Origin of the sequence: Escherichia marmotae, from assembly GCF_002900365.1 — a bacterium.
Lineage (GTDB): Bacteria > Pseudomonadota > Gammaproteobacteria > Enterobacterales > Enterobacteriaceae > Escherichia > Escherichia marmotae.
In genome coordinates this window covers 3638654-3664717 of sequence record NZ_CP025979.1, presented here as the reverse complement: position 1 = coordinate 3664717, position 26064 = coordinate 3638654, and the positions used below count along the sequence as shown (strand labels likewise).

Sequence of the window (26064 nt, the reverse complement as noted above, 5' to 3'; positions counted from 1 at the left end):
AGCGACATCCTCTCCGTTGTTATTCTCATCCAATCACAAGTGCAAATGAGAATTATCTTTACTCAATTCTCATCGCGGCCTAACGTAATAATACTTTACATTTGATGATTAAAATTTCGGCAAGGTGAGAAATCATCGACCGTCTAACATGCTCTATTAACGGGATATTTTGGCGCAATTTATGCAGTAATGCCCCGTCAGATAGCGTATTGATAACCTCAAAGTAACTTCAGGGATTGGGAAGCATATGATTAAAAAACTATTATCTTTACTGGTATTAAGCGCAATTTCCGCCACCGCCTTTGCCGCGACACCGCCGAATACGTTGGTTGTTGCCCAGGGACTGGATGATATTGTGAGTCTGGATCCGGCAGAAGCTAATGAACTCTCCAGTATTCAGACTGTACCAAGCCTGTATCAACGCGTTGTGCAGCCGGATCGTAACGATCCCGCGAAAATCACTCCGATTCTGGCCGAAAGCTGGCAGGCTGATCCTGTAGCAAAAACGCTGACCATAAAACTCAAAAGCGATGCGAAATTTGCCTCCGGTAATCCGGTGCGCCCGGAAGATGTGATTTACTCTTATGTCCGTGCCGTCACGCTGAATAAGTCCGGTGCATTTATTCTCAATGTACTGGGCTGGCAACCGGAAAATATCGCCAGCCAGTTGAAGAAAATCGACGACCATACTGTCCAGGTACAGTGGAGTGCTGACGTCAGTCCGGCGCTGGCGCTGAATATTCTCTCTACGCCAATTGCCTCGATTGTTGACGAGAAGTTGGTTGCGCCAAACGCCAAAAATAACGACTTTGGTAATGAATGGCTGAAGATGCATTCCGCTGGCAGCGGCGCGTTTAAAATGCGTACCTACCAACCGCATCAGGCCATCGTGATGGAAGCCAACGCCAGTTCACCGACCGGCGCACCGAAGCTGAAAAGCGTCATCATCAAAAATGTTCCCGATCCTGCAACGCGTCGCCTGCTGATCCAACAAGGCGATGCTGATATGGCTCGCGATCTGGGGGCAGACCAAATTGATGCATTACAGGGTAAACCTGGCGTCAAAGTGATGAGTATTGCCTCCGCTGAGCAGAACTATCTGGCCTTTAATACCGGCAACAAGGATAACCCGCTGATGAGTAATCCTGCGTTCTGGGAAGCTGCTCGCTGGTTGGTCGATTACGACGGCATCACCAAAAATCTGCTGAAAGGACAATACTTTACCCATCAAAGTTTCCTGCCAGTAGGTTTCCCCGGTGCACTGGAAGAGACACCGTTCACCTTTAATCCTGCCAAAGCAAAAGAGATCCTTGCTAAAGCTGGAATCAAAGACCCGCACTTCACGCTTGATGTCGAAAATAAACCGCCATTTATTACCATCGCGCAGTCAATTCAGGCCAGCTTTGCTCAGGGCGGTGTAAAAGTGGATTTGCTGCCAGCCGCGGGGAGCCAGGTTTACTCACGGGTTCGCGCCCATCAGCATCAGGGGGCCATTCGTATGTGGTTGCCTGATTATTTTGACGCACATTCCAACGCCAGCTCTTTCGCCTATAACGATGGCAAATCCAGCACCGTTGCCGGGTTAAATAGCTGGAAAATCCCGGAACTGAACAAAGAAACGCTGGCGGCAGTCGCTGAACCCGATAATGCTAAACGTATTGATTTATATAAAAAAATGCAACAAGAACTGCAACGTAGTTCCCCGTATGTCTTTATTGATCAAGGCAAAACGCAAATTGTCATGCGTGATAATGTGCAGGGTTATCAACAAGGATTGAATGCCGATATGGTCTGGTTTGATCAGGTAACCAAATAATCCTGTACGCCACTCGCGCCCGACAACGTTATCGGGCGCGGTTACCAGGGCTGGTCCGCACTGCAGACCAGTCGCTGATTTTTCACTGTATGGAAAGATCATGTCTGCCGCTTTTTCCACTCACGCGAGATGGCGAGGCAAACGCCCTCTGCTCGCGCTCTTGCAAGGACTGTTTACCGTCTCTCTGACGTTGCTCGGCCTGCTGCTGATTACCTTTGCGCTTTCGGCCCTCTCACCGGTCGATCGGGTACTGCAAATCGTTGGCGATCACGCCAGCCAGTCCACCTATGATCAGGTGCGCCACCAGTTAGGGTTAGATCAACCGTTAGCCGTCCAGTTCTGGCATTACCTGGTGAATCTGGCTCACGGCGATCTCGGCATTGCCAGCGCTACCGGGCAACCGGTTCTCCAGGACTTGCTATCGGCGTTTCCGGCGACCCTGGAACTGGCGACGTTGGCGCTTATTGTCGGCTCCGTTGTCGGCGTTATTGCGGGTGTACTTTGCGCCCGTTATGTCGGTTCACCGCTGGATTTCGCCGTGCGGACACTGACTCTGCTGGGAAATTCCGTCCCCATTTTTTGGCTTGGTCTGCTGATGCTGGCACTGTTTTACGCCAGACTGCAATGGAGTGCCGGACCGGGCCGGCTGGATGATATTTATCAATTCACCATTGAACCCCGCAGCGGATTTGCGCTGATTGATACGTGGCTTTCTGGCGATCGCGAGGCGTTTACCAATGCCATCAACCATTTGATACTGCCGGTTTTATTACTGGCGTACTTCTCACTCGCCAGTATTACGCGCCTGACACGTTCCGCTTGTCTTGGCGAAATGAATAAAGAATATATTCTGCTGGCGCGCGCCAAAGGGGCCAGCGAGATGACAATTTTGCTACGTCATGTTTTGCCCAACATTCGCGGCACCTTGCTCACCGTTATCGCTCTCGCCTATACATCGATGCTGGAAGGCGCGGTACTGACAGAAACTGTCTTTTCATGGCCGGGCATTGGGCGCTATCTCACCACGGCGCTGTTCGCGGGCGACACTACAGCAATCATGGGGGGAACATTGCTGATTGGCGTCTGCTTTGTGTTGATAAATAACCTCACCGACCTGCTGGTCCGGCTGACCGATCCGAGGTTGCGCTGATGCCGATGTTTCTCTTTTTACGCCGTTTGCGTCATTCACCCGCCGCGTTCTGCGGTTTGATAATTATCCTGTTATTGATGCTAATTGCGCTCTTCGCGCCGTGGCTGGCTCCTCACGATCCTAACTGGCAGGATGCGGCTGCACGGTTACAAGCGCCGGGTAGCCAGCACTGGCTCGGAACAGATAGTTACGGGCGACATCTGCTTTCACGTTTAATCTACGGCAGCCGACCAGCGCTGGGTCTGGTGGCACTGGTGACCATCATTACACTCCCGGTCGGCCTGCTGATTGGCATTTTATCCGGATACTATGACGGCTGGCTGGAACGCGTGCTGATGCGTTTTACTGACGTGGTGATGTCAATGCCGCGTTTGATTCTGGCCTTTGCTTTCGTTGCCATGCTGGGGCCGGGGCTGGTTAACGGCGCGCTGGCGCTGGCGTTAACCACCTGGCCCGCTTATGCGCGTCAGGCGCGCAGTGAGATCCAACGTCTACGACACAGTGATTATCTTGCTGCTGCAGAGATGATGGGCATCCGCGGCTGGCGTCTGCTTATTGGTCATATTTTGCCATTGTGCCTGCCATCGGCCATTGTCCGCCTGGCGCTGGATTTAGCAGGCATCATTCTGGCGGCTGCTGGCCTGGGTTTTCTTGGTCTTGGTGCTCGTCCGCCAATGGCGGAATGGGGAGCCATGATCGCTGATGGTATGCAGGTCATTTTCGATCAATGGTGGATTGCCGCCGCGCCCGGCGCAATTATCTTAATTGCCAGCCTGGCCTTTAATCTACTGGGCGATGGCTTGCGCGATGTTCTGGAGCCACAACATGACTGATCCGCGCCTTAGTATCAACAATCTCTGTGTCGACTATCCGGGTTCCCGGGTCGTTAACAATATCAGTTTTACATTAGGCAATGAGCGTCTGGCGCTGGTCGGTGAGTCAGGTTCGGGTAAGTCCATGACCGCCCGCGCCCTGATGGGGCTGGTACGCAAACCCGGAGTGGTAACCGCAGACACACTTAACATCCTGGGTCGTGATGCGCTCACCCTTAACGCGCGTGGATGGCAACAACTGCGCGGTAACGATATCGCAATGGTATTGCAAGATCCGCGTTATGCACTTAATCCTGTGAAAACTGTGAAAGCACAACTGGAAGAGGCACTTACGCTTCACCAACGCCTGAGTCGCCGCGAAAAAGAAGAGAAAATAAATACCGCAATTCAGGCTGTCGGCCTTAATACGCGAGTGTTGCAAAGCTATCCACGAGAACTTTCTGGCGGGATGGGGCAGCGAGTGATGATTGCAATTGCGCTCATCAACAATCCCCGGGTATTGATTGCCGATGAGCCAACATCGGCACTGGATGTTCGCCTGCGCAATCAGATTCTGGAACTTCTGGTGACCCTGTGTGAACAACGACAGATGGCGATGCTGCTGATCAGTCACGACCTGCCATTAGTTGCCCAATTTTGCCACCGGGTGCTGGTGATGTATCAGGGAAGTAAGGTGGATGAAATGCGCGCCGATGCGCTACCCACAGCAACACACCCTTACACGCGCACACTGTGGACTTGCCGCCCGAGTGCGCAAACTTACGGACAGATGCTGCCGACGCTGGACAGGACGGCGATGACGCCGGAGAAATACCATGACGATTGTTGAAATTAATCACTTGCAGGTTACTTTTGCTGAGAAAACCGCAGTTTCAGCCGCCAGTTTTTCGGTTAATGCCGGAGAAACATTTAGCTTAATTGGCGAATCAGGCTGTGGAAAATCCACAATTTTGCGCGTAATTGCCGGATTACAGCGCGACTGGCGCGGCCAGGTATCGCTGTTTGGGCACACCATCAAACCAGGCATGCGTTTTCAGGGCGATCTCCGCCGCAATGTGCAAATGGTGTTTCAGGATCCCTATGCCTCATTGCATCCCAATCATACGTTGTGGCGAACGCTGGCTGAACCGCTCAAAATCCGTGGTGAACGTGAAATAGAAAAACACGTCCATACCGCACTGGAACAAGTTGGTTTACCTGCCGACGCCGCTCGCCGCTACCCGCATCAACTTTCCGGTGGTCAGCGACAACGTGTGGTTATTGCTCGCGCCCTATTATTACGGCCACAACTTCTTCTGCTGGATGAACCCACCTCAGCACTGGATATGTCGGTACAAGCGGAAATTCTTAATTTGTTGAATCAACTGAAGCGGAAGCACCAAATGACCTATCTGCTGGTCAGCCACGATGCAGATGTCATCGCGCACATGTCTGACCGGGCGGCAATGATGGATGGGGGGAAAATTCAGCGATTTTTCGATCGCAACGCTCTGGAAAAAGGTGAGCATCGGATGGATTAAAAATCCTTACATCGCATTAAATCATTCTGCCTGCAGGTCTTTTTACAGTTGTTTTTTTGTCCATCCGAACACTTTATACTGTCTATACCCTACCAAACCTCATTATCAAAATGAAAAAAATTATCACTTTGATGTTATTTTTGACATTCTTTGCCCACGCGGACGACTCCGAGCCAGGCAGCCAGTATGTAAAGGCAGCAGAGGCCGGAGATAAACGCGCACAATATTTTCTTGCCGATAGCTGGTTTAGCTCCGGCGACTTGAGCAAAGCCGAATATTGGGCACAGAAAGCCGCTGACAGCGGTGATGCCGATGCCTGCGCGCTGTTAGCGCAGATCAAAATCACTAATCCGGTCAGTCTGGACTATCCACAAGCAAAAGTGCTTGCCGAAAAAGCGGCGCAAGCTGGCAGTAAAGAAGGTGAAGTGACGCTGGCACATATTCTGGTTAATACCTAGGCAGGTAAACCGGATTATCCGAAAGCGATTTCACTGTTAGAAAACGCCTCGGAAGATTTGGAGAACGACTCCGCCGTTGATGCCCAAATGCTGCTTGGCTTAATTTACGCCAACGGCGTGGGCATCAAGGCCGACGATGACAAAGCAACCTGGTATTTCAAGCGTAGCTCTACCATTTCCCGTACCGGGTATTCCGAGTATTGGGCGGGAATGATGTTCTTAAACGGTGAAGAAGGTTTTATCGAGAAGAACAAACAAAAGGCGCTGCACTGGTTGAACCTGAGCTGTATGGAAGGGTTTGATACCGGATGTGAAGAATTTGAAAAGTTAACTAATGGCTAAAATTGGGGTGTCGGATGCGGCGTAAACGCCTTATCCGACCTACAAAAATTACGCTAAATCAGGCTATTGTGCAGTCTGGCGTAGGCCTGATAAGACGCGGTAAGCGTCGCATCAGGCATCCACACATTGCCGGGTGGATATAACTTCCCGGCAATCTTCAATTACTGATCCGCCGTCTTATCAAATTTGCCCAGCACTTCACGCTCGTAGGCCATCGCCTTTTTGCGGTCAAATTTGTGTTCCCACTTGGCAATTACCAGCACCGCCAGCGCATTACCCACCACGTTCAGCGCAGTACGCGCCATATCGAGGATACGGTCAACACCGGCAATAAACGCCAGGCCTTCCAGCGGGATCCCCACGCTACCCAGCGTTGCCAGCAGCACCACAAACGACACGCCCGGCACGCCAGCAATCCCTTTCGAGGTCACCATCAGCGTCAGTACCAGAATGATTTCCTGCCAGATGGACAAGTCAATGCCATACAACTGGGCGATGAAGATAGCGGCAATACTTTGATACAGCGTCGAACCATCGAGGTTAAAGGAGTAACCAGTTGGCACCACGAAACTGGTGATTGACGCTGGTGCGCCGTAGGCTTCCATCTTCTCGATAATCCGCGGCAGCACACTTTCAGAGCTGGCAGTGGAGTACGCCAGAATCAGCTCGTCTTTCAGAATACGAATCAGGATCCAGACGCTTAACCCGCACAGGCGCGCCACAATTCCCAACACCACCAGCGCAAAGAACAGAATGGCAAAATGCACCAGCAGCACCAGTTTCGCCAGCGGCCACAGAGAAGAAAAACCAAAGTTAGCTACTGTCACCGCAATCAACGCAAACACACCAATCGGCGCGTAACGCATCACCATGTGAGTCACTTTAAACATGGTTTCGGAGATGGAGCGGAACACGGTCACCAACGGTTCACGATGCGTCGCGGGCAGGGAGGAAAGTCCCAGACCAAACAGCACCGAGAAGAAGATGATCGGCAGCATTTCGCCTTTCGCCATCGACGCCACAATGTTCGTCGGCACCAGCGACAAAATAGTGCCCATTATGCCGTGGGAACTGCTTTGTACCGCTTCCGTGGTGCTCTGATATTTCGAAATATCGACAGTCGCCAACTGCGACATATCCACCCCGGAACCGGGCTGGAAGACGTTCGCCAGAGTGATCCCCAGAATGATAGCGACGGTGGTGATCACCTCGAAGTAGATAATGGTTTTCGCGCCAATTCGTCCGAGTTGTTTAGCATCACCAACACCTGCAATCCCAACAACCAGCGTGGAGATAACAATCGGCACAACAATCATTTTGATCAGGTGGATAAAAATATCACCCGCCGGAGAGAGCAAATTGACGACCAGCCATTCGCGGCTGTCGCTATGGTAGTGCAGGTAACTTCCCAGGAGAATGCCCAGCACCATAGCAAACAGAATCTGCCAGGCCAGGCTGAATTTTATATTTTTCATCAGAATAACTTCCTCAATGGAGCGCCGCTCTCCCGTTCAAAAACGTGAGAACGTGACATACTGCCAGGGCATGAATTGTGTTGCGTTGGTTTGTAGATTTTTTTAACGCTTATGATCAGTATCATTTGCGCGGTATGTTGCGCAACCCTTTAACAACAGAGCTTTTCGCTGCATTAATGCATAATAACGCGAGTTTATGGCAAGATTAATGCATAACCATTTGTTATTGAAAGATTTTTATTTGTTTAATTTGCAATAATACTGATTGGTGATTATTTTCTGAATGCGTTCATTCGGTTAATTTTTATGCAGCTCAATAGCATAATCTTCAGCTCCGGATGATTAATCCGATCGCCGCTGCAGCAGTTTTGCCATATTAATCGACTCAACCAACTGTGTCCGGTTTACCCTGGGTGAGTTGAGATCCATCACTTTTTGCCATAGTTCGATGGATTGCGCGTAGTTCGCCTGCATAAACGCATCAGAAGCCAGCAGCATCAGGGCGGTGATTTCGTTTTCGTCCAGCGCCAGGGCTTTGTCGATCATCGCACGAGCCTGGGCGGTCATATGCTGGCTGGCCTGGTAATAAAGCACCGTCGCCAGCGCCGCGTACAGTTCAGCGTTCTCACCGCGCAGTCGCAGCGCCTGACGGTACGCCAGCAGCGAATTGCTGTAATCGTTTTGCCACAGGTAATACTCGCCCAGCAGCGCCCACTGTTCGCTATTTTGCGGGTTGGCGCGAATTTTATCCTGCAATGCCTGAAGCTGTGTCTCCGGTGTTTGCTGGCTGGCAAACTGATGTAACGGATCGCGCTGGCGCAGATACTCCGCACGTGCCGCCTGCCATTTCGGACTTAACAGATAACCGCCGATACAGAGCAGCGCCATCACAACCGCCAGCGCCACCAGCGTTTTTACCGGCACTTGAGGCTGTTTCATCGTTTCCCCCTCACCCGCCAGAGGATCAGCGCCATTAGCAGTAACAACACCACTGGCAGCGCCCACAGGAGCAGCGTCTGGCTGGTCAGCGGTGGGTTATAGCGGACAAAATCACCGTAGCGTTCGGTCATCCAGCCGACAATCTCAGCTTTGCTTTTCCCCTCCGCCACCATCTTGTAAACCTGATGACGCATACTGACTGCCACCGGCGCGTTGGATTCCAGTAAGTTCTGATTCTGACACTGCGGGCAACGTAACTGACTGGCAATATTTAACGCCTGTTCCTGTTGTTGCAGATTGGCGAATTGCCAGGTGTCTACGACCTGGGCGTGTGCAAAACAGGCAAATATCAACAGTAACGTGAGAAGCAATTTATTCATCGCGATTTCTCCCCCGCCATCCGCTTAGCAATGCACCCGCAATCATCAACAACCCTCCCCCCCAGATCCAGCGCACGCCGCTTTGTACATACAAACGAAAAGCGTATCGATCTGGCCCGGTTTTCTCCCCCATCACTGCATACCAGTCATGGATGCCGTTCCAGCAAATAGACGGCTCCATCATTTGCTGACGGCGCGCTTCATAAAAACGCCGCTCCGGCGTCAGTTCACCAATACGTTGCTGATGGTCAAACAGCGCCACTACCGCTTTTTCGCTGGTGTAATTGCCTTTGGCTTGCAGATCGAGGCGTTCAAAACGGAAGGTGTAACCCGCCAGCGTCACCTGCTGACCCGGCTGTAAATTCAGGCTGATCTCCTGACGGCTAATGCTGGAAACCACGATCCCGGCGGCAAATAACAGCACACCAGAATGTGCCAGCAGCGCCGGAAGCGGTGCACGTTTGCCAGAGACATACGTCGCCAGCACAATCACCACCAGCATCAACAAACCAAACGGTAATGTCGCGCGATTAAAATACGGCGCACCAACGGAGAGACGCCCCCAGCCCAGCAGGCCGTAAATCATCGGATACAGCGTTCCCACCAGTACGATCAGCAGCACCGCGCAAAACAGTAACAGCGTTGCGAGAATTAACATTTCCCGCGATAACCCCGAAAAACGCACCGCAGAGCCACCGTCCCGCGCCCGCCAGCTATACAGCGCCAAAGACGCAAGGCTAATCAGTGCAAACAGGCTGAACAGCGGCACGGCGCGAACGTTATCCAGCGCGAACGCATGAACCGAAACCAGAATGCCGGAACGAACAATCAACGTACCCAGCAGCGACAGCATCAGCGTAACTATCGCCAGCAACAGAGACCAGTGGCGTAAAATTCCCTGCCGACGTGTCAGAGACAAACTGTGCAGCAGCGCAGTGGCAGAAAGCCAGGGTAATAAGGAGGCGTTTTCCACCGGGTCCCAGAACCACCAGCCGCCCCAACCCAGTTCGCAATAGGCCCACCAGGAACCGAGGATGATCCCCGCCGTTAATGCACACCACCCCGGCAGCGCCCATCGCCAGCAGACACGGGCGCTGGCTGCATCAAACTCGCCGCGCAGTAAACTCGCCAGCGCCACACTCGTCGCCACCATCAAACCGCCATAGCCGAGATAAAGCAGCGGCGGATGGAAGATAAGACCTAGATGCTGCAGCATCGGATTGAGATCGCGGCCTTCGATTGCTGGTGGGAATATGCGCACAAAGGGATCAGACCACAGCAACACAAACAGCAGCAGCGCGGCGAGTATGAGAGATAAAACGGCTAACGTGAGCGGAAATAGCGACCCGGTTTGCTGCCGATAATGCCAGGCAAACAGCGCGCTCCAGGCGGAAAGCAACAGCACCCAAAGCAGCAACGAACCTTCATGACCGCCCCACACCGCCGCTAGTTTGAGTTCCCACGACAGCAAACTGTAGCTATGTTGAGCGACATAAATAACCGAGAAATCGCTGGTGAGAAAACAATACGTCAGTACGCCAAAGGCAAGCAGCAGGAGCGCGAACTGTGCCAGAGTGCCGATGCTGGTGAGCCGCATCATAGCAGGCCAGCGCAGTCGCACACCCACGAAGGTCGTCAACGGGGTCAACACGTTGACCCCGAGACTTAACAACAACGCCAGAAAACCGACTTCAGGAAGGAATACGTCCAGAAACCACCTCTTTTCTGGCCTACGCCACCGTCAACTGCCCAGCGTAGAGAATGAAAAAGCGCAGCATCAACACACCGATCAGGCTGGCTCCACACGCCGCCAGCACGGCGGGAATGCCGGAACTGCGATTCACCCACGGTTTGAGCAGCATTGGCACAATCAGCCCCAGCCCGACAACGCCAAGCCAGAACCACCCTGTCCAGAAACCGCCGCCCAATGCTGCCACCAGCGCCCGCACTTTACCGTCATCGCCCAACGCCAGACCGACGAAAAACGCCACCAGCAGGAAGATTTCACCCCATACAACGGGTATTTCCATACGGTGAACAAAGTGCGCTTCCGTGGAATGCGGGTTATTGCGCTGGCGTATCGCCATGGCGATCAGCGCCACTGCCGCACCGGACGAGATGCCGGAGAACAGGAACAGCACCGGCAGAATCGGGTTATTGAGGAACGGATACGATTTCAGCGCCGACAGCAGAAAACCGGTATAAGCCCCCAGCAACACCGCCAGCACCAGCATCAGCGTTTCCAGCCCGCGATGAACAGGCGTCAGCAGGGTCAGAACCTTTTGCACGATCCCCAGCTTCGGCAACCAGCGTTGTTGCAGGGCAAGCAAATCTTGTTCAAAGATTTTCGCCAGCCACAGCACCAGCACCACCATGTAGAGCTGAAACAGCATCACCCCCATCGACATCACCGAGGTAAAACTGTAGTGGAACATCAGTTTCCAGAAGGTCCACGGCTTCGTCAGGTGGAAGACGAGGATCAACAAACCGAGGATCACCGCGCCAGGCCCGACAAACAGCGTGGTACGCAGCAACGTACTGTCTGCACCGCCCACCTGTGGATAGAAACGACGCAGCAACACAGCCAGCGTCACCAACCCCGCAGAAATTCCCACTAAAAACAGATAGATGGCAATCGGCCAGTCCCACACCAGCGATTCAAAATGAAATGCGGAAGCCTGAGTCATTGGCTTACCTCCCCGTATTTAAACGGCACGCGGTACAGCTTCGGCTTGGTTCCCAGCGCCAGCTTGTAGCGGTAAGTGGTTTTCTGGCGCAGCAGTTTTGAAATTTCACTGTTGGGATCATCCAGATTGCCAAATGTCAGCGCCTTCGTCGGGCAAGCCTCAACGCACGCGGGCAGCTTACCGGCCTGCAAATTGGTCTTACGGCAGAAGTCGCATTTGTCCGCGGTCTTCGTGACCGGATGGATAAAGCGCACGCGGTACGGACAGGCGGCGATGCAGTACTGACAACCGACGCAGAGATCCGGATTAACATCGACAATCCCGCTGGCGGCATCGCGAAAAGATGCACCGGTCGGGCAGACGTCAACGCACGGCGCATGGTCACAGTGCTGGCAAGACTTACGGAAGAAGCGATATTTCACATCAGGAAATTCGCCCTGCGGCTCGCTGCGAATAATCGTCAGGCGCGAAACACCTTCCGGCACCTTGTTCACTTCCCGACAAGCATCCATACAGGCGGTACAGCCGATGCATAACGACTCGTCATGCACCATGCCGTAACGCACGCCATTGATATTCAACGTTTTCGCCACCACGCGCCCTGCGGTGCCGCTGACGGCTGCCAGCACGCCGACGCCGGTGAGAAACTGGCGACGAGACCAGGTCATGGCTGCTCCTTAAGCAACGGAACAGACGCCGGGTTAAAGTTCGGATTGGTGCGCTGATCGCTGTGGCAATCGACGCAAATCTTAATCCGTCCTTTGTCACTTAACGTCTGCATCGTATCTTGCTGTGGATGCAGGGAATGACAACTGGCGCACGCCACTTTAGTGACATGAACATCGTGCGGCCAGAATGCTTTTTGCAACTGTTCCGGTAGATGACAGGACATACAGACACTGTTCTGCTCTCCAACGTTGTACATCGGCTCGTTAAAGCGCATCACATCTTTCACCCCTTCGCGATGTTGCGGCGACGGCTGGCCGTGACAGTTGGTGCAGGTAACCGGCAGTTTGTTATTCGGGTTGATAACGGAAGCATGTTTGCCATGCATACCTTCGGTGTCTGGCTTATGACAGTCCAGACAGGCGGCGTCCGGGTTACGCTGCTGGGTAACTTCGTAGCGATCATCAGATACCTGCGCTGCAGGGGTAGCGGTAATTCCGTTCAGGCTCCACAACAGACCCGACGCCAGCACCCCGGCAGTTAATAACGAACGTAATACGCTCATATTCACTCCATTGTGTTTTCCGCCCCTTGCGAGGCGGAACGGGGTTATTGGCTTAACAGACCGTTTTTACGTGCCTGCTCTTCCCACTGCGGGATCACCGTTTTGATAAAGTCCTGCTTCTCGGCCTTGATTTGTTCCATGTTCAGACCAATTGCCTGCTGGGCTTTCTCTTTGGTCGAGATATCTGGGATCTGGATTTCATGGGTGATACCTTTGGTCGCCAGCAGGCGCGCCAGTTTGGTACGCGCATCAGCGGCTTTATCCATCGCCGTGCCGAGCATCCGCAGACCTTCTTCCGGTGCATGCATATGAATGCCGTGGGAAGCGATCGCCAGATCCCAACGCCACTGGGCATGACGGATGTCGTCCTGAATCGGCTTCATCTCGGCTTCCGTAGCGCCTGCATCCAGTGCCGCTTTCGCTTCGAAGTGAGCGTGAACCAGTTGATCCTCAACCTTGATTTTCAGGTCATTAATCGACTGTTTACGCTCCGCGACCACTTTTTGCAGCGTGGCTTTGTCCTGGGTATGACAGTTCGCACAAGTCTGGGCGAAGTTATCAAACGGATTGCCAATTTTATGGTCGGTGTAGAGTTTGCCTTCCGCGTTCTGCACTTTCGGCATGTGACAGTCGATGCAGGTCACGTTGTTTTTGCCATGAATGCCCGCAGTCCAGGTTTCATATTCCGGGTGTTGCGCTTTCAGCATCGGCGTTTTCGACAGGGAGTTGGTCCAGTCGGAGAAGGCAATTTTGTCGTAATACTGCTCCATATTTTCGACTTTCATGCCGTTATCCCACGGGAATTTAACGGCTTTATCTTTACCGTCAAAGTAATACTCCACGTGGCACTGACCGCAGACCATCGACTGCTGGTCAAAACGACCACCTTTCTCAAAAGGCTTACCAATGGCTTCCATCGCACGTGCCGCATACGGACGGGAAAGAGTTAACTCTGGTTTGCCTTTGGCGAACTCTGGCGAAGCGGTGTTATGGCAGTCAGCGCAGCCCAGGTTGTTGACGATTTCCGGGCCGCCGCGCGCCCATTTACCGTGGAAGTAACCATCTTCTCCGTCTTTCTGGATCAAACGCGCCACGTCCGGACTTTTACAACTCCAGCAGGCCATTGGCATCGTGCCATCTTCGGCATTTTTCGGCGCACCGGTACGCAGGGTTTCGCGCACATCGGTAACGGCGTAGGCATGGCCGCGCGGTTTGTTGTAATCGCGCGAGAAAGGATACCCCGCCCACAGGATCACCAGTCGTGGATCTTCCGCCAGTGCGTCAACACGCTCTGACTGTTCCGAGGTGGCTTTCCAGGAGAGATATTGATCGGGATGCTGCGGGGCAAAGGTTTCATTCTTCGCTTCCACAGTTACAGGTTTCGCGGGAGCGGCCGTTTGTTCAGCGTGAACAGAAGTGAGAAAGAAAAAAGGAACCAACAAGCTGAAGAAACGGCGTGCGTTTATTTTTATCCTTGTCATAGGGGCTTCATCCAAATTTTGCCATTGAGGCAATGGCAGTTTTTATTGTTTTTTCATGACAGTAACCGCACATACACTGTCATGACATTGCTCGCCCCTATGTGTAACAAATAACCACACTCTGAATGTTGTCTTTAATCAATTGTAAGTGCATGTAAAATACCACTTTAGAGTTAGACGGTATTTTTCCCGTTTCCAACGGTATGCATAACTGCATGTTCCTCAAAGAATTAATCAACTTTTGTTAGTGACCTTCAAAAATACCCTGCCGTTTATTTGCACTATTCTGCTTTTGCGTGATCTGCCGCCCAAATACTAAACAAAACTACCAATACCCCTACATTTAACGCTTATGCCACATATTATTAACATCCTACAAGGAGAACAAAAGCATGAGTCAAATTCACAAACACACTATTCCTGCCAACATCGCAGACCATTGCCTGATAAACCCTCAGCAGTATGAGGCGATGTACCAACAATCCATTAACGCACCAGATACTTTTTGGGGCGAACAGGGAAAAATTCTCGACTGGATCAAACCGTACCAGAAGGTGAAAAACACCTCCTTTGCCCCGGGTAACGTCTCGATTAAATGGTACGAAGACGGCACGCTGAATCTGGCGGCAAACTGCCTTGATCGCCATTTACAAGAAAACGGCAATCGTACCGCCATCATCTGGGAAGGCGACGACGCCAGCCAGAGCAAACATATCAGCTATAAAGAGCTGCATCGCGACGTTTGCCGCTTCGCCAATACCCTGCTCGGGCTGGGCATTAAAAAAGGCGATGTTGTGGCGATTTATATGCCAATGGTGCCGGAAGCTGCGGTCGCAATGCTGGCCTGCGCCCGTATTGGCGCGGTGCATTCGGTGATTTTCGGCGGCTTCTCGCCGGAAGCGGTGGCCGGGCGCATTATCGACTCTAACTCACGACTGGTGATCACCTCTGATGAAGGCGTGCGTGCCGGGCGCAGCATTCCGCTGAAGAAAAACGTTGATGACGCACTGAAAAACCCGAATGTCACCAGCGTTGAACATGTCATTGTACTGAAGCGTACTGGCGGAAAAATCGGCTGGCAGGAAGGCCGCGACCTGTGGTGGCACGACCTGGTTGAGCAAGCCAGCGATCAGCACCAGCCGGAAGAGGTCAACGCCGAAGATCCTCTGTTTATTCTTTATACCTCCGGTTCTACCGGAAAACCGAAAGGCGTGCTGCACACTACCGGCGGTTATCTGGTTTACGCGGCGCTCACCTTTAAATACGTCTTTGATTATCATCCGGGTGATATCTACTGGTGTACCGCCGATGTGGGCTGGGTTACCGGGCACAGTTATTTGCTGTACGGCCCGCTGGCCTGCGGCGCGACCACGCTGATGTTTGAAGGTGTGCCAAACTGGCCGACGCCTGCCCGTATGGCGCAAGTGGTGGATAAGCATCAGGTCAATATTCTCTATACCGCGCCAACAGCCATTCGCGCACTGATGGCGGAAGGCGATAAAGCGATTGAAGGCACCGACCGTTCGTCGCTGCGCATTCTCGGTTCAGTAGGCGAGCCAATAAACCCGGAAGCGTGGGAGTGGTACTGGAAGAAGATCGGCAACGAGAAATGCCCGGTGGTCGACACATGGTGGCAGACCGAAACCGGCGGTTTCATGATTACCCCACTTCCTGGCGCTACCGAACTGAAAGCCGGTTCGGCAACGCGTCCGTTCTTCGGTGTGCAACCGGCACTGGTAGATAACGAAGGCAATCCGCTGGAGGGCGCGACCGAAGGCAGCCTGGTGATGACTGACTCCTGGCCGGGCCAGGCGCGTACGCTGTTTGGCGATCATGAACGTTTTGAACAGACCTATTTCTCCACCTTCAAAAATATGTATTTCAGCGGCGATGGCGCGCGTCGTGATGAAGATGGTTATTACTGGATCACCGGGCGTGTGGACGATGTACTGAACGTTTCTGGTCACCGTCTGGGGACTGCGGAGATTGAATCGGCGCTGGTTTCGCATCCGAAGATAGCCGAGGCCGCGGTGGTCGGTATTCCGCACAATATTAAAGGCCAGGCGATTTACGCCTACGTCACGCTTAATCACGGGGAGGAACCGTCACCAGAACTGTACGCAGAAGTCCGCAACTGGGTGCGTAAAGAGATTGGCCCGCTGGCGACGCCAGACGTGCTGCACTGGACCGACTCCCTGCCTAAAACCCGCTCCGGCAAAATTATGCGCCGTATTTTGCGCAAAATTGCGGCGGGCGATACCAGCAACCTGGGCGATACCTCGACGCTTGCCGATCCTGGCGTGGTCGAGAAGCTGCTTGAAGAGAAGCAGGCTATCGCGATGCCATCGTAACCCACAATTGCCTGATGCGATCCGGCCTACATCTGGCAACGGCTGTAGGCCTGACAAGACGCGACAGCGACGCATCTGGCGTTGATTGCCGGATGCGGCGTAAACGCCTTATCCGGCCTACATCTGGCAACGGCTGTAGGCCTGATAAGACGCGACAGCGACGCATCTGGCGTTGATTGCCGGATGCGGCGTAAACACCTTATCCGGCCTACATTCGGCAACGGCTGTAGGCCTGATAAGACGCGACAGCGACGCATCTGGCGTTGATTGCCGGATGCGGCGTAAACGCCTTATCCGACCTACATTCGGCAACGGCTGTAGGCCTGATAAGACGCGACAGCGACGCATCTGGCGTTGATTGCCGGATGCGGCGTAAACGCCTTATCCGACCTACATTCGGCAACGGCTGTAGGCCTGACAAGACGCGACAGCGACGCATCTGGCGTTGATTGCCGGATGCGGCGTAAACACCTTATCCGGCCTACATTCGGCAACGGCTGTAGGCCTGATAAGACGCGACAGCGGCGCATCTGGCGTTGATTGCCGGATGCGGCGTAAACGCCTTATCCGGCCTACATTCGGCAACGGCTGTAGGCCTGATAAGACGCGACAGCGACGCATCTGGCGTTGATTGCCGGATGCGGCGTAAACGCCTTATCCGGCCTACTTTCGGCAACGGCTGTAGGCCTGATAAGACGCGACAGCGACGCATCTGGCGTTGATTGCCGGATACGGCGTAAACGCCTTATCCGGCCTACATTCGGCAACGGCTGTAGGCCTGATAAGACGCGACAGCGACGCATCTGGCGTTGATTGCCGGATACGGCGTAAACGCCTTATCCGGCCTACATTCGGCAACGGCTGTAGGCCTGATAAGACGCGACAGCGGCGCATCAGGCGTTGATTGCCGGATACGGCGTAAACGCCTTATCCGACCTACATTCGGCAACGGCTGTAGGCCTGATAAGACGCGACAGCGACGCATCAGGCGTTGATTGCCGGATACGGCGTAAACGCCTTATCCGGCCTACATTCGGCAACGGCTGTAGGCCTGACAAGGCGCATCAGGCTATGGGTTACCTGGGCGTTAACCCTCTCCCACAAGGGAGCGGGAATTAAAACAATCCCTACATTACCTCTGGAGAATCTGTGATGAATGGCACTATTTATCAGCGGATAGAAGACAATGCGCATTTCAGGGAGTTAGTCGAAAAACGGCAACGGTTTGCCACCATCCTGTCGATTATTATGCTGACAGTTTATATCAGTTTTATTTTACTGATTGCCTTTGCGCCTGGCTGGCTGGGCACTCCGCTGAATCCGAACACCAGCGTCACACGCGGTATTCCCGTTGGCGTCGGGGTGATTGTGATCTCCTTTGTTCTCACTGGTATCTACATCTGGCGGGCGAACGGCGAATTCGACCGCCTTAATAACGAAGTCCTGCATGAGGTACAAGCGTCATGAAAAGAGTTATGACGGCGCTTGCCGCCACACTCCCTTTCGCAGCGAACGCCGCGGATGCCATTAGCGGGGCCGTAGAACGCCAGCCAACAAACTGGCAGGCGATTATTATGTTCCTGATTTTCGTCGTGTTTACGCTTGGTATCACCTACTGGGCATCAAAACGCGTGCGTTCCCGTAACGACTACTACACCGCAGGCGGTAATATCACCGGCTTCCAGAACGGTCTGGCGATAGCCGGTGACTATATGTCTGCCGCCTCATTTTTGGGGATCTCCGCGCTGGTGTTTACCTCCGGTTATGACGGCCTGATCTACTCGTTGGGCTTCCTGGTAGGCTGGCCAATCATTCTGTTTCTGATTGCCGAACGTCTGCGTAACCTGGGTCGCTATACCTTTGCGGATGTCGCCTCATACCGTTTGAAACAAGGGCCAATCCGCATTCTTTCGGCCTGTGGGTCTCTGGTGGTGGTGGCGCTATATCTCATCGCCCAAATGGTTGGTGCGGGTAAACTGATCGAGCTGCTGTTCGGCCTTAACTATCACATCGCCGTGGTTCTGGTTGGCGTATTGATGATGATGTATGTCCTGTTTGGCGGCATGTTAGCAACCACCTGGGTACAGATTATCAAAGCCGTTTTGCTGCTGTTCGGTGCCAGCTTTATGGCCTTTATGGTGATGAAGCACGTCGGTTTTAGCTTCAACAATCTGTTCAGCGAAGCGATGGCAGTACACCCGAAAGGTGTCGACATCATGAAGCCGGGCGGGCTGGTAAAAGATCCAATCTCCGCACTCTCGCTGGGGCTGGGACTGATGTTTGGTACAGCAGGTCTGCCGCACATTCTGATGCGCTTCTTTACGGTTAGCGATGCTCGCGAAGCGCGTAAGAGCGTGTTCTACGCCACCGGCTTTATGGGTTACTTCTATATCCTGACCTTTATTATCGGCTTTGGTGCGATCATGCTGGTCGGTGCAAATCCGGAATATAAAGATGCGGCGGGCCATCTTATTGGCGGTAACAACATGGCGGCGGTTCACCTGGCCAATGCGGTGGGCGGCAACCTGTTCCTCGGCTTTATTTCAGCGGTTGCTTTCGCCACCATCCTCGCGGTGGTTGCAGGTCTGACGCTGGCAGGCGCATCGGCGGTTTCTCACGATCTGTACGCCAACGTCTTCAAAAAAGGCGCGACCGAACGTGAAGAGCTGCGGGTATCGAAAATCACCGTGCTGATTTTGGGTGTGATTGCGATTATCCTCGGCGTGTTGTTTGAGAATCAGAACATCGCCTTCATGGTGGGTCTGGCGTTTGCTATCGCCGCGAGCTGTAACTTCCCAATCATTCTGCTTTCCATGTACTGGTCGAAACTGACTACGCGTGGTGCGATGCTGGGCGGCTGGTTAGGCCTGATTACAGCGGTAGTGTTGATGATCCTCGGCCCAACGATTTGGGTGCAGATCCTCGGTCACGAAAAAGCCATCTTCCCGTATGAATACCCGGCGTTGTTCTCCATCTCCGTGGCATTCCTCGGTATCTGGTTCTTCTCGGCAACCGATAATTCAGCGGAAGGCGCGCGCGAGCGTGAACTGTTCCGTGCGCAATTTATCCGTTCCCAGACCGGCTTTGGCGTTGAGCAGGGCCGCGCGCATTAATCTCCGTTTGTCCCTGGTCGCCTGACCAACGGTAAAAAGGTGCGATGTACTACACCTTTTTACCGATTGCGTCAGGCTATCTTACGCCGTCAGAGCGTTACTGATTTTCTTCAATTAACAACGCTTCCAGCAAATCAAGATCGTGCAATAATTTTTGCAGCGTTTCGTTGCTGATCTCCCGCGTGGCGCGCAGGTGGTACAGTTCAGCACGTTCAGAACGCAGTGCCGCCAGACGGAAGCGGCGTTCCAGGTCTTCTTCCAGGATTGAACTTTCAACATCATTACGCCCATCGGCGCGACGACGCAGGTTACCAATCACACGAGAACTCACCTCTGTGAGCAACTGGTTATCGATGTTCTCTTCGGTGTCCGCCGCCAGACGTTCTTCCATTTTCTGGATCGCCACAATCGCTACTTCAGCCGTTGCCGCGCGTGCAATGCGTTCCTCTTTCAACTGCTGGGAATGATCCGCGACTTCAATGTGTTGCAGCAAAATAGGCAACATCACTACACCAACAAACAGCGAGAAGAGAATCACGCCAGCCGCCAGGAACACCAGCTCATAACGCGCCGGGAAGACGTTACCATCCGGCAACAGCAGAGGAATGGAGAGCACACCGGCCAGAGTGATTGCCCCGCGCACCCCAGCGAAAGACGCGATCAGGATTTCTCGTGTGGTCCACGAACCAAACTCCATCGGCTTCTTCTTCAGGAAGCGGTTACTGAGCTTTTTCATCGTCCACAACCAGCCAAAACGAACCAGCATTAAGGCGACATAAATCAGCACGATATCGACAAAGAGCATCCAGACTTCGACGTTGGGGTCGATTTCCGCCGCCATCAGCGACGTCTCCAGAATGCCCGGCAATTGCAGGCCCAGCAGCAGGAACACCATACCGTTAAAGACAAATTCCAGCATCGCCCAGGTGCTGTTGGCACGCAGTCGCATCGCCAGCGGCGCACGGCGCATCACACCGGAGCGGGTGATGGTCATACCGGCGGCAACCGCTGCGAGGATGCCGGAAACGCCAATATGTTCGGCAATAAGATAAGAGGCGAACGGCAGCAGGAACAGCAGTACGATCTGCGTTGCCGGTTCATCACCGCCCCATCGACTCAGGAAACGCAACGAGCGACCATACAGCCAGCTCACCGCAAAACCGGCGAGAATACCGCCAATTGCCACTTTCATAAATTCGACCGTCGCGCCGCCAACGGTGAAGATCATCGTCCCCATCGCGACTGCCACGGCAAACTTCAGCGACACCAGGCCGGAGGCGTCATTCATCAACGCTTCGCCCTGCAAGATGCCCATAATTTTTTTCGGTATGCGCCCTTCTCCAACAATCCCGGAGAGCGCTACAGCATCGGTCGGAGAGAGCACCGCCGCCAGCGCAAAAGCGGGGATCAGCGGAATACCTGGCACCACCCAGTAAATAAGGAAGCCAATGCCGACCACGGTGACGACGACCAGCGCCAGCGCGAGACCGAAGATCTCCCGGCCATGCTCAAGAAATTCGCGGGTCGGCGTTTTCCAGCCATCCGCGAACAGCAACGGCGGGATAAATAAGACTAAAAAGAGTTCTGGGTCAAATTCCACATGCAAACCAAACGTCGGCCACGCCAGTAGCGCACCAATGGCGATTTGCATAAGCGGAAGCGGGATCTGAAAGGGCATGACACGAGTGACCACCCCGGACAGCGAGACCACGAGGGTCATTATCAGTATGGTGAAGAAGATTTCCATGCGTTCCCTGTTTGCGATGTTTTTTATGATTTGAGAAAGGTTTTATACCCGGATTCTCAGTTTTTCAGAATATCGCAAAAGCTCACACAATGTACGGAGAAAATAAAAACGGGCAGCAATTGCTACCCGTTTTCAGAATCTTATTAAAGATTAGATAGCCCAGCCACCCGCGTAGAAGGTGACCAGCGCCACGGCGATAACGACCGTACCAATGTTCAGCTTACGCCATTCGCCAGAGACCAGACGACCAATCACCAGAGTCGCGAAGCCGATCATGATGCCTGTTACGATGTTACAGGTCAGCACGATGAATACTGCCGTTACCAGACCCGCCATTGCATCGACAAAATCAGCAAAGTCGATTTTCGCCACGTTGCTCAGCATCAGCAGGCCAACGTACATCAGCGCCGGAGCCGTTGCGTAACCCGGAACAAGATAAGAGAGCGGAGAGAGGAACAGAATCAGCAGGAACAGCACGCCAACGGTGATAGCCGTCAGGCCGGTTTTACCGCCCGCCGCTGTACCCGCCGCAGACTCGATGTATACCGCAGCCGGTGCCGCGCCAACCAGGCCGGAGAAAACGCTACTCAGGGAGTCTGTAGTTAGTGCTTTACCACCGTCAATAATCTGCCCGTCTTTATCCAGCAGATTCGCCTGACCAGCAACTGCACGGATGGTTCCGGTAGCGTCAAAGACCGCCGTCATCACCAGCGCCAACACGCTCGGCAAGACCAGTGGGTTCAGTGCCCCCATAATGTCCAGGCTGCCAATTAGCGAATTGCCGTTCTCATCACTCAATGAAGGCATGGCAAAAACGCCGGAGAAATGGACATTAGGATCGAAGATCAGGCCCACAATCGAGATACCGATAATGGTCAGCAGAATGCCACCCGGTACTTTCAGTTTTTCCAGGCCGATGATCACAGCCAAACCTACCAGCGACATAATCACCGGGAATGTCGCGAAATCACCCAGCGCAACCGGCAAACCATCAAGCGGGTTTTTAATCACCAGACCGACGCCGTTGGCAGCAATCAGCAGCAAAAACAGGCCGATTCCAATCCCCGTGCCATGCGCCACGCCGTGCGGTAAGTTGCGCAAAATCCAGCTACGGATACCTGTTGCGGAAATAACCGTAAACAGCACCCCCATCAGGAACACAGCACCCAGCGCCACCGGAACACTGATATGTTGCCCCAGCACCAGGCTGAATGCGGTAAATGCAGTCAGGGAGATGGCGCAGCCGATAGCCAATGGTAGATTGGCCCACAACCCCATCGCGATAGAACCCATCCCGGCAACCAGACAAGTCGCAACAAAAACGGCCGCTGGCGGGAAGCCCGCTTTGCCCAACATGCCCGGAACGACGATAACCGAATAGACCATCGCCAGAAACGTTGTTAACCCGGCAACCACTTCCTGACGAACAGTGCTTCCACGTTGTGAAATTTTAAACCAGGCGTCGAGTGAACCGCCGGTACGCGCTGATGGCGTAGACATAAGAAAACATCCCCTGAGAGTTTATTTTTCGTCAAGATGCGTGGCGGACAATCCCCTGCCAGCGAAACGTTATCTTCCTGCTTCTGGTTTGCGACAATCGGGGTCGTCGCAAAAAGCAAACGTTTAGCTCCACGCATACAAAACGGGTGGTAAAAAAAAGCAAACGATTATCCGGCGATCATAGCGGCTTTTTCAACCGAAGTTTGCTGCTTTTTTCCCTTTTCTCGTATTGACGATGAAAAACCAAGCAACTGATGCGCAAACGTTATCGTCGATGCGCAAAATTACGGCATTTGTAGGCAACTTGTAGCAAAAGTTTGCGGTAAAAAATCACGCAAGATGACAAAAATATTGCGGCTAAAAAGGATCACTTTGCACTGGCGAAGAAACGGCGGTGGCATACAATTAAAGTATCAACACCAACCGGAACCTCCACCACGTGCTCGAATGAGGTGTGTTGACGTCGGGGGAAACCCTCCTGTGTACCAGCGGGATAGAGTGAAAGACAAAGGCCGGAAACAAACTAAAGCGCCCTTGTGGCGCTTTAGTTTTGTTCATCTTCCAGCAAACGCGCACCAGAACCTTCTTCGCCTAAGCGATCGCCTGGGTTACGCAACGGGCAGTCGCTACGCGAAAGGCAGCCGCAACCAATACAGCCGTCCAGTTCGTCACGCAACGCAACTAAGGTATGAATTCGCCGGTCCAGTTCTTCACGCCATTGTGATGAGAGTTGCTTCCACTCTTTCGCACTTAATGTATGCCCTTCGGGCAACACACCAAACGCTTCACCAATGGTCGCCAGCGGAATACCAATACGTTGAGCAATCTTGATGATGGCGACATATCGCAACACATCACGCTTATACCGCCGCTGATTGCCGCTGTTACGGATACTGGTAATCAAACCTTTGCTTTCATAGAAATGCAGCGCCGATACCGCCACTCCACTACGTTTCGCCACTTCGCCCGGAGTAAGCAAGGCTTTAATGCGGGGTAATTTCTTTTCCATAAATCGCTTTACCTCAAGTTAACTTGAGGAATTATACTCCCCAACAGATGAATTAACGAACTGAACACTGAAAAGAGGCAGATTTATGTCCCATCAGAAAATTATTCAGGATCTTATCGCATGGATTGACGAGCATATCGACCAGCCGCTGAACATTGATGTGGTGGCGAAAAAATCAGGTTATTCAAAGTGGTATTTACAGCGGATGTTCCGTACGGTGACACATCAGACGCTTGGCGATTACATTCGTCAACGCCGCCTGCTACTGGCTGCCGTTGAGTTGCGCACCACCGAACGCCCTATTTTTGATATCGCGATGGATCTGGGCTATGTCTCACAGCAGACCTTTTCCCGCGTTTTCCGTCGGCAGTTTGATCGCACTCCCAGCGATTATCGCCACCGGATCTAGGGTTTACTGCCCGCGCATGACGTCATGCGCGGGTACTGGCTCTGCCCATGCCATAAAAACCTGCGGCGGCATCGCCTTTGCAAAGTACCAACCCTGACAATAGCGCACGCCGCGTTTGCGCAACCAGTTGACCTGATCCTCAGTTTCCACCCCTTCTGCAATCGTTTTTAGACCCAGACTGTGTGCCAGTTCGATAATGTGTTCTGCAATCAAATGGCTGGTTCTGTGCGTGGTTAGCGTCTCAACAAACGATTTATCGATTTTCAAGATATCGATATTCAATGAATTAAGATTATGCAAGTTGGAGTAGCCAATACCAAAATCATCGATCGCCACTTCGTAACCAGCCTGACGGAAAGCCAGAATAATCGGCGTCATTTTGGCGACATCAAGAAACGCATGTTCAGTGACTTCAAATTTAATTTGCTGCGGACGCACGGTAAATTGCTCGATTTTTTGATTGGTTAGGGCAATCACCCTTGAAGTATGAAAATCAGAGGCGGATAAGTTAACTGAAATAGAGAGTTCAGGATGTTTCGCCAGCCAGGCACCGAGATCGTCAAACACCCTATTAATGACATAATTGGTAACCTGCTCAATTAGCCCCTTTTGTTCCGCCAGCGGAATAAACTCCGCTGGCGTCATTACCTGTCCCTGAGTCCCCGGCCAACGTAGCAACGCCTCAGCGCCAATACATTTATTCGTTTTAATATCAACAATTGGCTGGTAATAGAGACAAAGTTGCCGTTTTTCGAGAGCACGTTGCAATTTACGCTCAGGAGACTGGTACTTCTGGTTTATACGCAACCAGAGTAAAAGCAGCACCAGGCTGCCCAAAATACCTGCCGGCAAGGCAAATACAAGGTGATTATAAAAATGCGAAAAAATACGCTGGTTTGAGGTTGCTACGATAGCGGCAATGGGACGTTTTGTTGAATGAACTATCGCATATAAATAACCATTCTGCTGTACGGTTATTTCCCTCTGATGAATCAATGGTGAAAAATTTTCTGCGGAGGCCTGTTTGCTTAAAGAGAAAAAGGTTTTCGTCACCGTATCATAAACCCCCCATTGCAGCGTCGGATCGTCAGACATTACCTCGCTCCAGAATAAAGGGTTAATTACCGCGACATAGTTTCCTCGCTGCATATAGGTCATTTTATAACCTGAGAAAAAAGGCGTATCACGGTAATAATAGATTGAGACATCAGGTTCACGCTTATAGTTTGCTGACGCCATCCTGTAGCCGTTAACGGGAACTATTAATGTTGAACATAAAAAAAGGTTATCGTGGGCATATATCAATTCGTTGATATAAAGATAACCGCGGATAATATTCAGCATTTGTTGTTGATGAATGGGAGTGCAAATTTGTCCCTGATAGCGTTCTGCATCGTCGCTCGCTAAATCTGCCTGCTGAATGACCAACTCGGATTTCTCCAGGGCTAACCGGGCAAAAGCACGAAGTTGATTATTCACTTCCGCTTTAGCCCAAAGGAGGGCAATCCATAGTGAAAGGATAACAGGAAGGAGTACCACAAAGATGATGCCCGGCAACGCCAGCATCCTGCGTCGTGCACTTTGACTCATTTCTATCAATTCCCTGCCTGGTTATACCTGGTC

Annotated in this window: 21 protein-coding genes and 1 pseudogene; 10 read left to right on the top strand and 12 right to left on the bottom strand. The window is 52.6% G+C overall.

Going from position 1 to position 26064, the window contains the following annotated elements:
• Window positions 1–247 precede the first annotated feature (247 nt).
• The 6 genes and pseudogenes from C1192_RS18775 (at window position 248) to yjcO (ending at window position 6119) form a co-directional block, all read left to right on the top strand.
• Entirely contained in the window at window positions 248–1816 is a 1569-nt protein-coding gene (locus C1192_RS18775) for an ABC transporter substrate-binding protein (RefSeq protein WP_038354732.1), read from the top strand.
• 100 nt (window positions 1817–1916) lie between these two features.
• The gene (locus tag C1192_RS18770) at window positions 1917–2966 is read left to right on the top strand and encodes an ABC transporter permease (RefSeq protein ID WP_001271210.1); all 1050 of its coding nucleotides are present in this window, start codon (window positions 1917–1919) and stop codon (window positions 2964–2966) included.
• Window positions 2966–3799 carry an ABC transporter permease gene (locus C1192_RS18765; RefSeq protein ID WP_038354731.1) on the top strand — a complete coding sequence of 278 codons (834 nt, stop codon included), beginning with the start codon at window positions 2966–2968 and terminating at the stop codon, window positions 3797–3799. The genes C1192_RS18770 and C1192_RS18765 overlap by 1 nt, the downstream gene beginning before the upstream one ends.
• The gene (locus tag C1192_RS18760) at window positions 3792–4628 is read left to right on the top strand and encodes an ABC transporter ATP-binding protein (protein ID WP_016262784.1); all 837 of its coding nucleotides are present in this window, start codon (window positions 3792–3794) and stop codon (window positions 4626–4628) included. The genes C1192_RS18765 and C1192_RS18760 overlap by 8 nt, the downstream gene beginning before the upstream one ends.
• Entirely contained in the window at window positions 4615–5319 is a 705-nt protein-coding gene (locus tag C1192_RS18755; protein ID WP_038354730.1) for an ABC transporter ATP-binding protein, read from the top strand. Before C1192_RS18760 ends, C1192_RS18755 begins: the two co-directional genes overlap by 14 nt.
• Before the next feature lie 110 nt (window positions 5320–5429).
• Window positions 5430–6119, top strand: a pseudogene (gene yjcO, locus C1192_RS18750) (Sel1 family TPR-like repeat protein YjcO).
• Window positions 6120–6280: 161 nt separating this feature from the next.
• Here the strand turns inward: yjcO and gltP are convergent.
• The 8 genes from gltP to nrfA form a co-directional block, all read right to left on the bottom strand.
• The gene (gltP, locus tag C1192_RS18745; RefSeq protein WP_000789606.1) at window positions 6281–7594 is read right to left on the bottom strand and encodes a glutamate/aspartate:proton symporter GltP; all 1314 of its coding nucleotides are present in this window, start codon (window positions 7592–7594) and stop codon (window positions 6281–6283) included.
• 342 nt (window positions 7595–7936) lie between these two features.
• Window positions 7937–8533, bottom strand: coding sequence for a heme lyase NrfEFG subunit NrfG (gene nrfG / locus C1192_RS18735; RefSeq protein WP_000812997.1), 597 nt, complete (start codon window positions 8531–8533; stop codon window positions 7937–7939).
• A complete protein-coding gene (gene nrfF / locus C1192_RS18730; protein WP_001037812.1) occupies window positions 8530–8913 on the bottom strand; it encodes a heme lyase NrfEFG subunit NrfF in 384 nt (127 codons plus the stop codon). The genes nrfG and nrfF overlap by 4 nt, the downstream gene beginning before the upstream one ends.
• On the bottom strand, window positions 8906–10624 hold the full coding sequence (locus tag C1192_RS18725; protein ID WP_072041572.1) for a heme lyase CcmF/NrfE family subunit: 1719 nt from the start codon (window positions 10622–10624) through the stop codon (window positions 8906–8908). Before C1192_RS18725 ends, nrfF begins: the two co-directional genes overlap by 8 nt.
• Window positions 10625–10643: 19 nt before the next feature.
• Window positions 10644–11600: a cytochrome c nitrite reductase subunit NrfD gene (nrfD, locus tag C1192_RS18720; protein ID WP_001517578.1), complete on the bottom strand. Its 957-nt coding sequence runs from the start codon at window positions 11598–11600 to the stop codon at window positions 10644–10646.
• Window positions 11597–12268 (bottom strand): cytochrome c nitrite reductase Fe-S protein, encoded by a 672-nt coding sequence (gene nrfC, locus C1192_RS18715; protein ID WP_000220276.1) that lies wholly within the window; start codon window positions 12266–12268, stop codon window positions 11597–11599. Before nrfC ends, nrfD begins: the two co-directional genes overlap by 4 nt.
• Window positions 12265–12831, bottom strand: coding sequence for a cytochrome c nitrite reductase pentaheme subunit (gene nrfB, locus C1192_RS18710; RefSeq protein ID WP_010377524.1), 567 nt, complete (start codon window positions 12829–12831; stop codon window positions 12265–12267). Before nrfB ends, nrfC begins: the two co-directional genes overlap by 4 nt.
• Before the next feature lie 44 nt (window positions 12832–12875).
• The gene (nrfA, locus tag C1192_RS18705) at window positions 12876–14312 is read right to left on the bottom strand and encodes an ammonia-forming nitrite reductase cytochrome c552 subunit (protein ID WP_000196871.1); all 1437 of its coding nucleotides are present in this window, start codon (window positions 14310–14312) and stop codon (window positions 12876–12878) included.
• Window positions 14313–14704: 392 nt separating this feature from the next.
• Between nrfA and acs the strand changes: the two genes are divergently transcribed.
• From acs to actP, 3 genes are all read left to right on the top strand, one after another.
• The gene (gene acs, locus C1192_RS18695; RefSeq protein ID WP_000078190.1) at window positions 14705–16663 is read left to right on the top strand and encodes an acetate--CoA ligase; all 1959 of its coding nucleotides are present in this window, start codon (window positions 14705–14707) and stop codon (window positions 16661–16663) included.
• A 1152-nt stretch (window positions 16664–17815) separates the two neighbouring features.
• Window positions 17816–18130: a DUF485 domain-containing protein gene (locus C1192_RS18690; RefSeq protein ID WP_001517575.1), complete on the top strand. Its 315-nt coding sequence runs from the start codon at window positions 17816–17818 to the stop codon at window positions 18128–18130.
• Entirely contained in the window at window positions 18127–19776 is a 1650-nt protein-coding gene (gene actP / locus C1192_RS18685) for a cation/acetate symporter ActP (protein WP_000832601.1), read from the top strand. Before C1192_RS18690 ends, actP begins: the two co-directional genes overlap by 4 nt.
• Window positions 19777–19873: 97 nt before the next feature.
• Here the strand turns inward: actP and C1192_RS18680 are convergent, their stop codons facing one another.
• The 3 genes from C1192_RS18680 to soxR all read right to left on the bottom strand — a co-directional run bounded on the left by C1192_RS18680 (window position 19874) and on the right by soxR (window position 24032).
• Window positions 19874–21523, bottom strand: coding sequence for a Na+/H+ antiporter (locus C1192_RS18680; RefSeq protein ID WP_000402197.1), 1650 nt, complete (start codon window positions 21521–21523; stop codon window positions 19874–19876).
• Window positions 21524–21673: 150 nt separating this feature from the next.
• Window positions 21674–23023: a guanine/hypoxanthine transporter GhxP gene (ghxP, locus tag C1192_RS18675; RefSeq protein ID WP_000106896.1), complete on the bottom strand. Its 1350-nt coding sequence runs from the start codon at window positions 23021–23023 to the stop codon at window positions 21674–21676.
• A 544-nt stretch (window positions 23024–23567) separates the two neighbouring features.
• Window positions 23568–24032, bottom strand: a complete 465-nt coding sequence (gene soxR, locus C1192_RS18665) for a redox-sensitive transcriptional activator SoxR (RefSeq protein WP_038354707.1) — start codon at window positions 24030–24032, stop codon at window positions 23568–23570.
• 85 nt (window positions 24033–24117) lie between these two features.
• Between soxR and soxS the strand changes: the two genes are divergently transcribed.
• Window positions 24118–24441, top strand: coding sequence for a superoxide response transcriptional regulator SoxS (soxS, locus tag C1192_RS18660; RefSeq protein WP_000019357.1), 324 nt, complete (start codon window positions 24118–24120; stop codon window positions 24439–24441).
• 3 nt (window positions 24442–24444) lie between these two features.
• Here soxS and pdeC read toward each other — a convergent pair whose 3' ends face one another.
• The gene (gene pdeC / locus C1192_RS18655) at window positions 24445–26031 is read right to left on the bottom strand and encodes a cyclic di-3',5'-guanosine monophosphate phosphodiesterase PdeC (protein ID WP_038354708.1); all 1587 of its coding nucleotides are present in this window, start codon (window positions 26029–26031) and stop codon (window positions 24445–24447) included.
• Window positions 26032–26064: the final 33 nt, after the last annotated feature.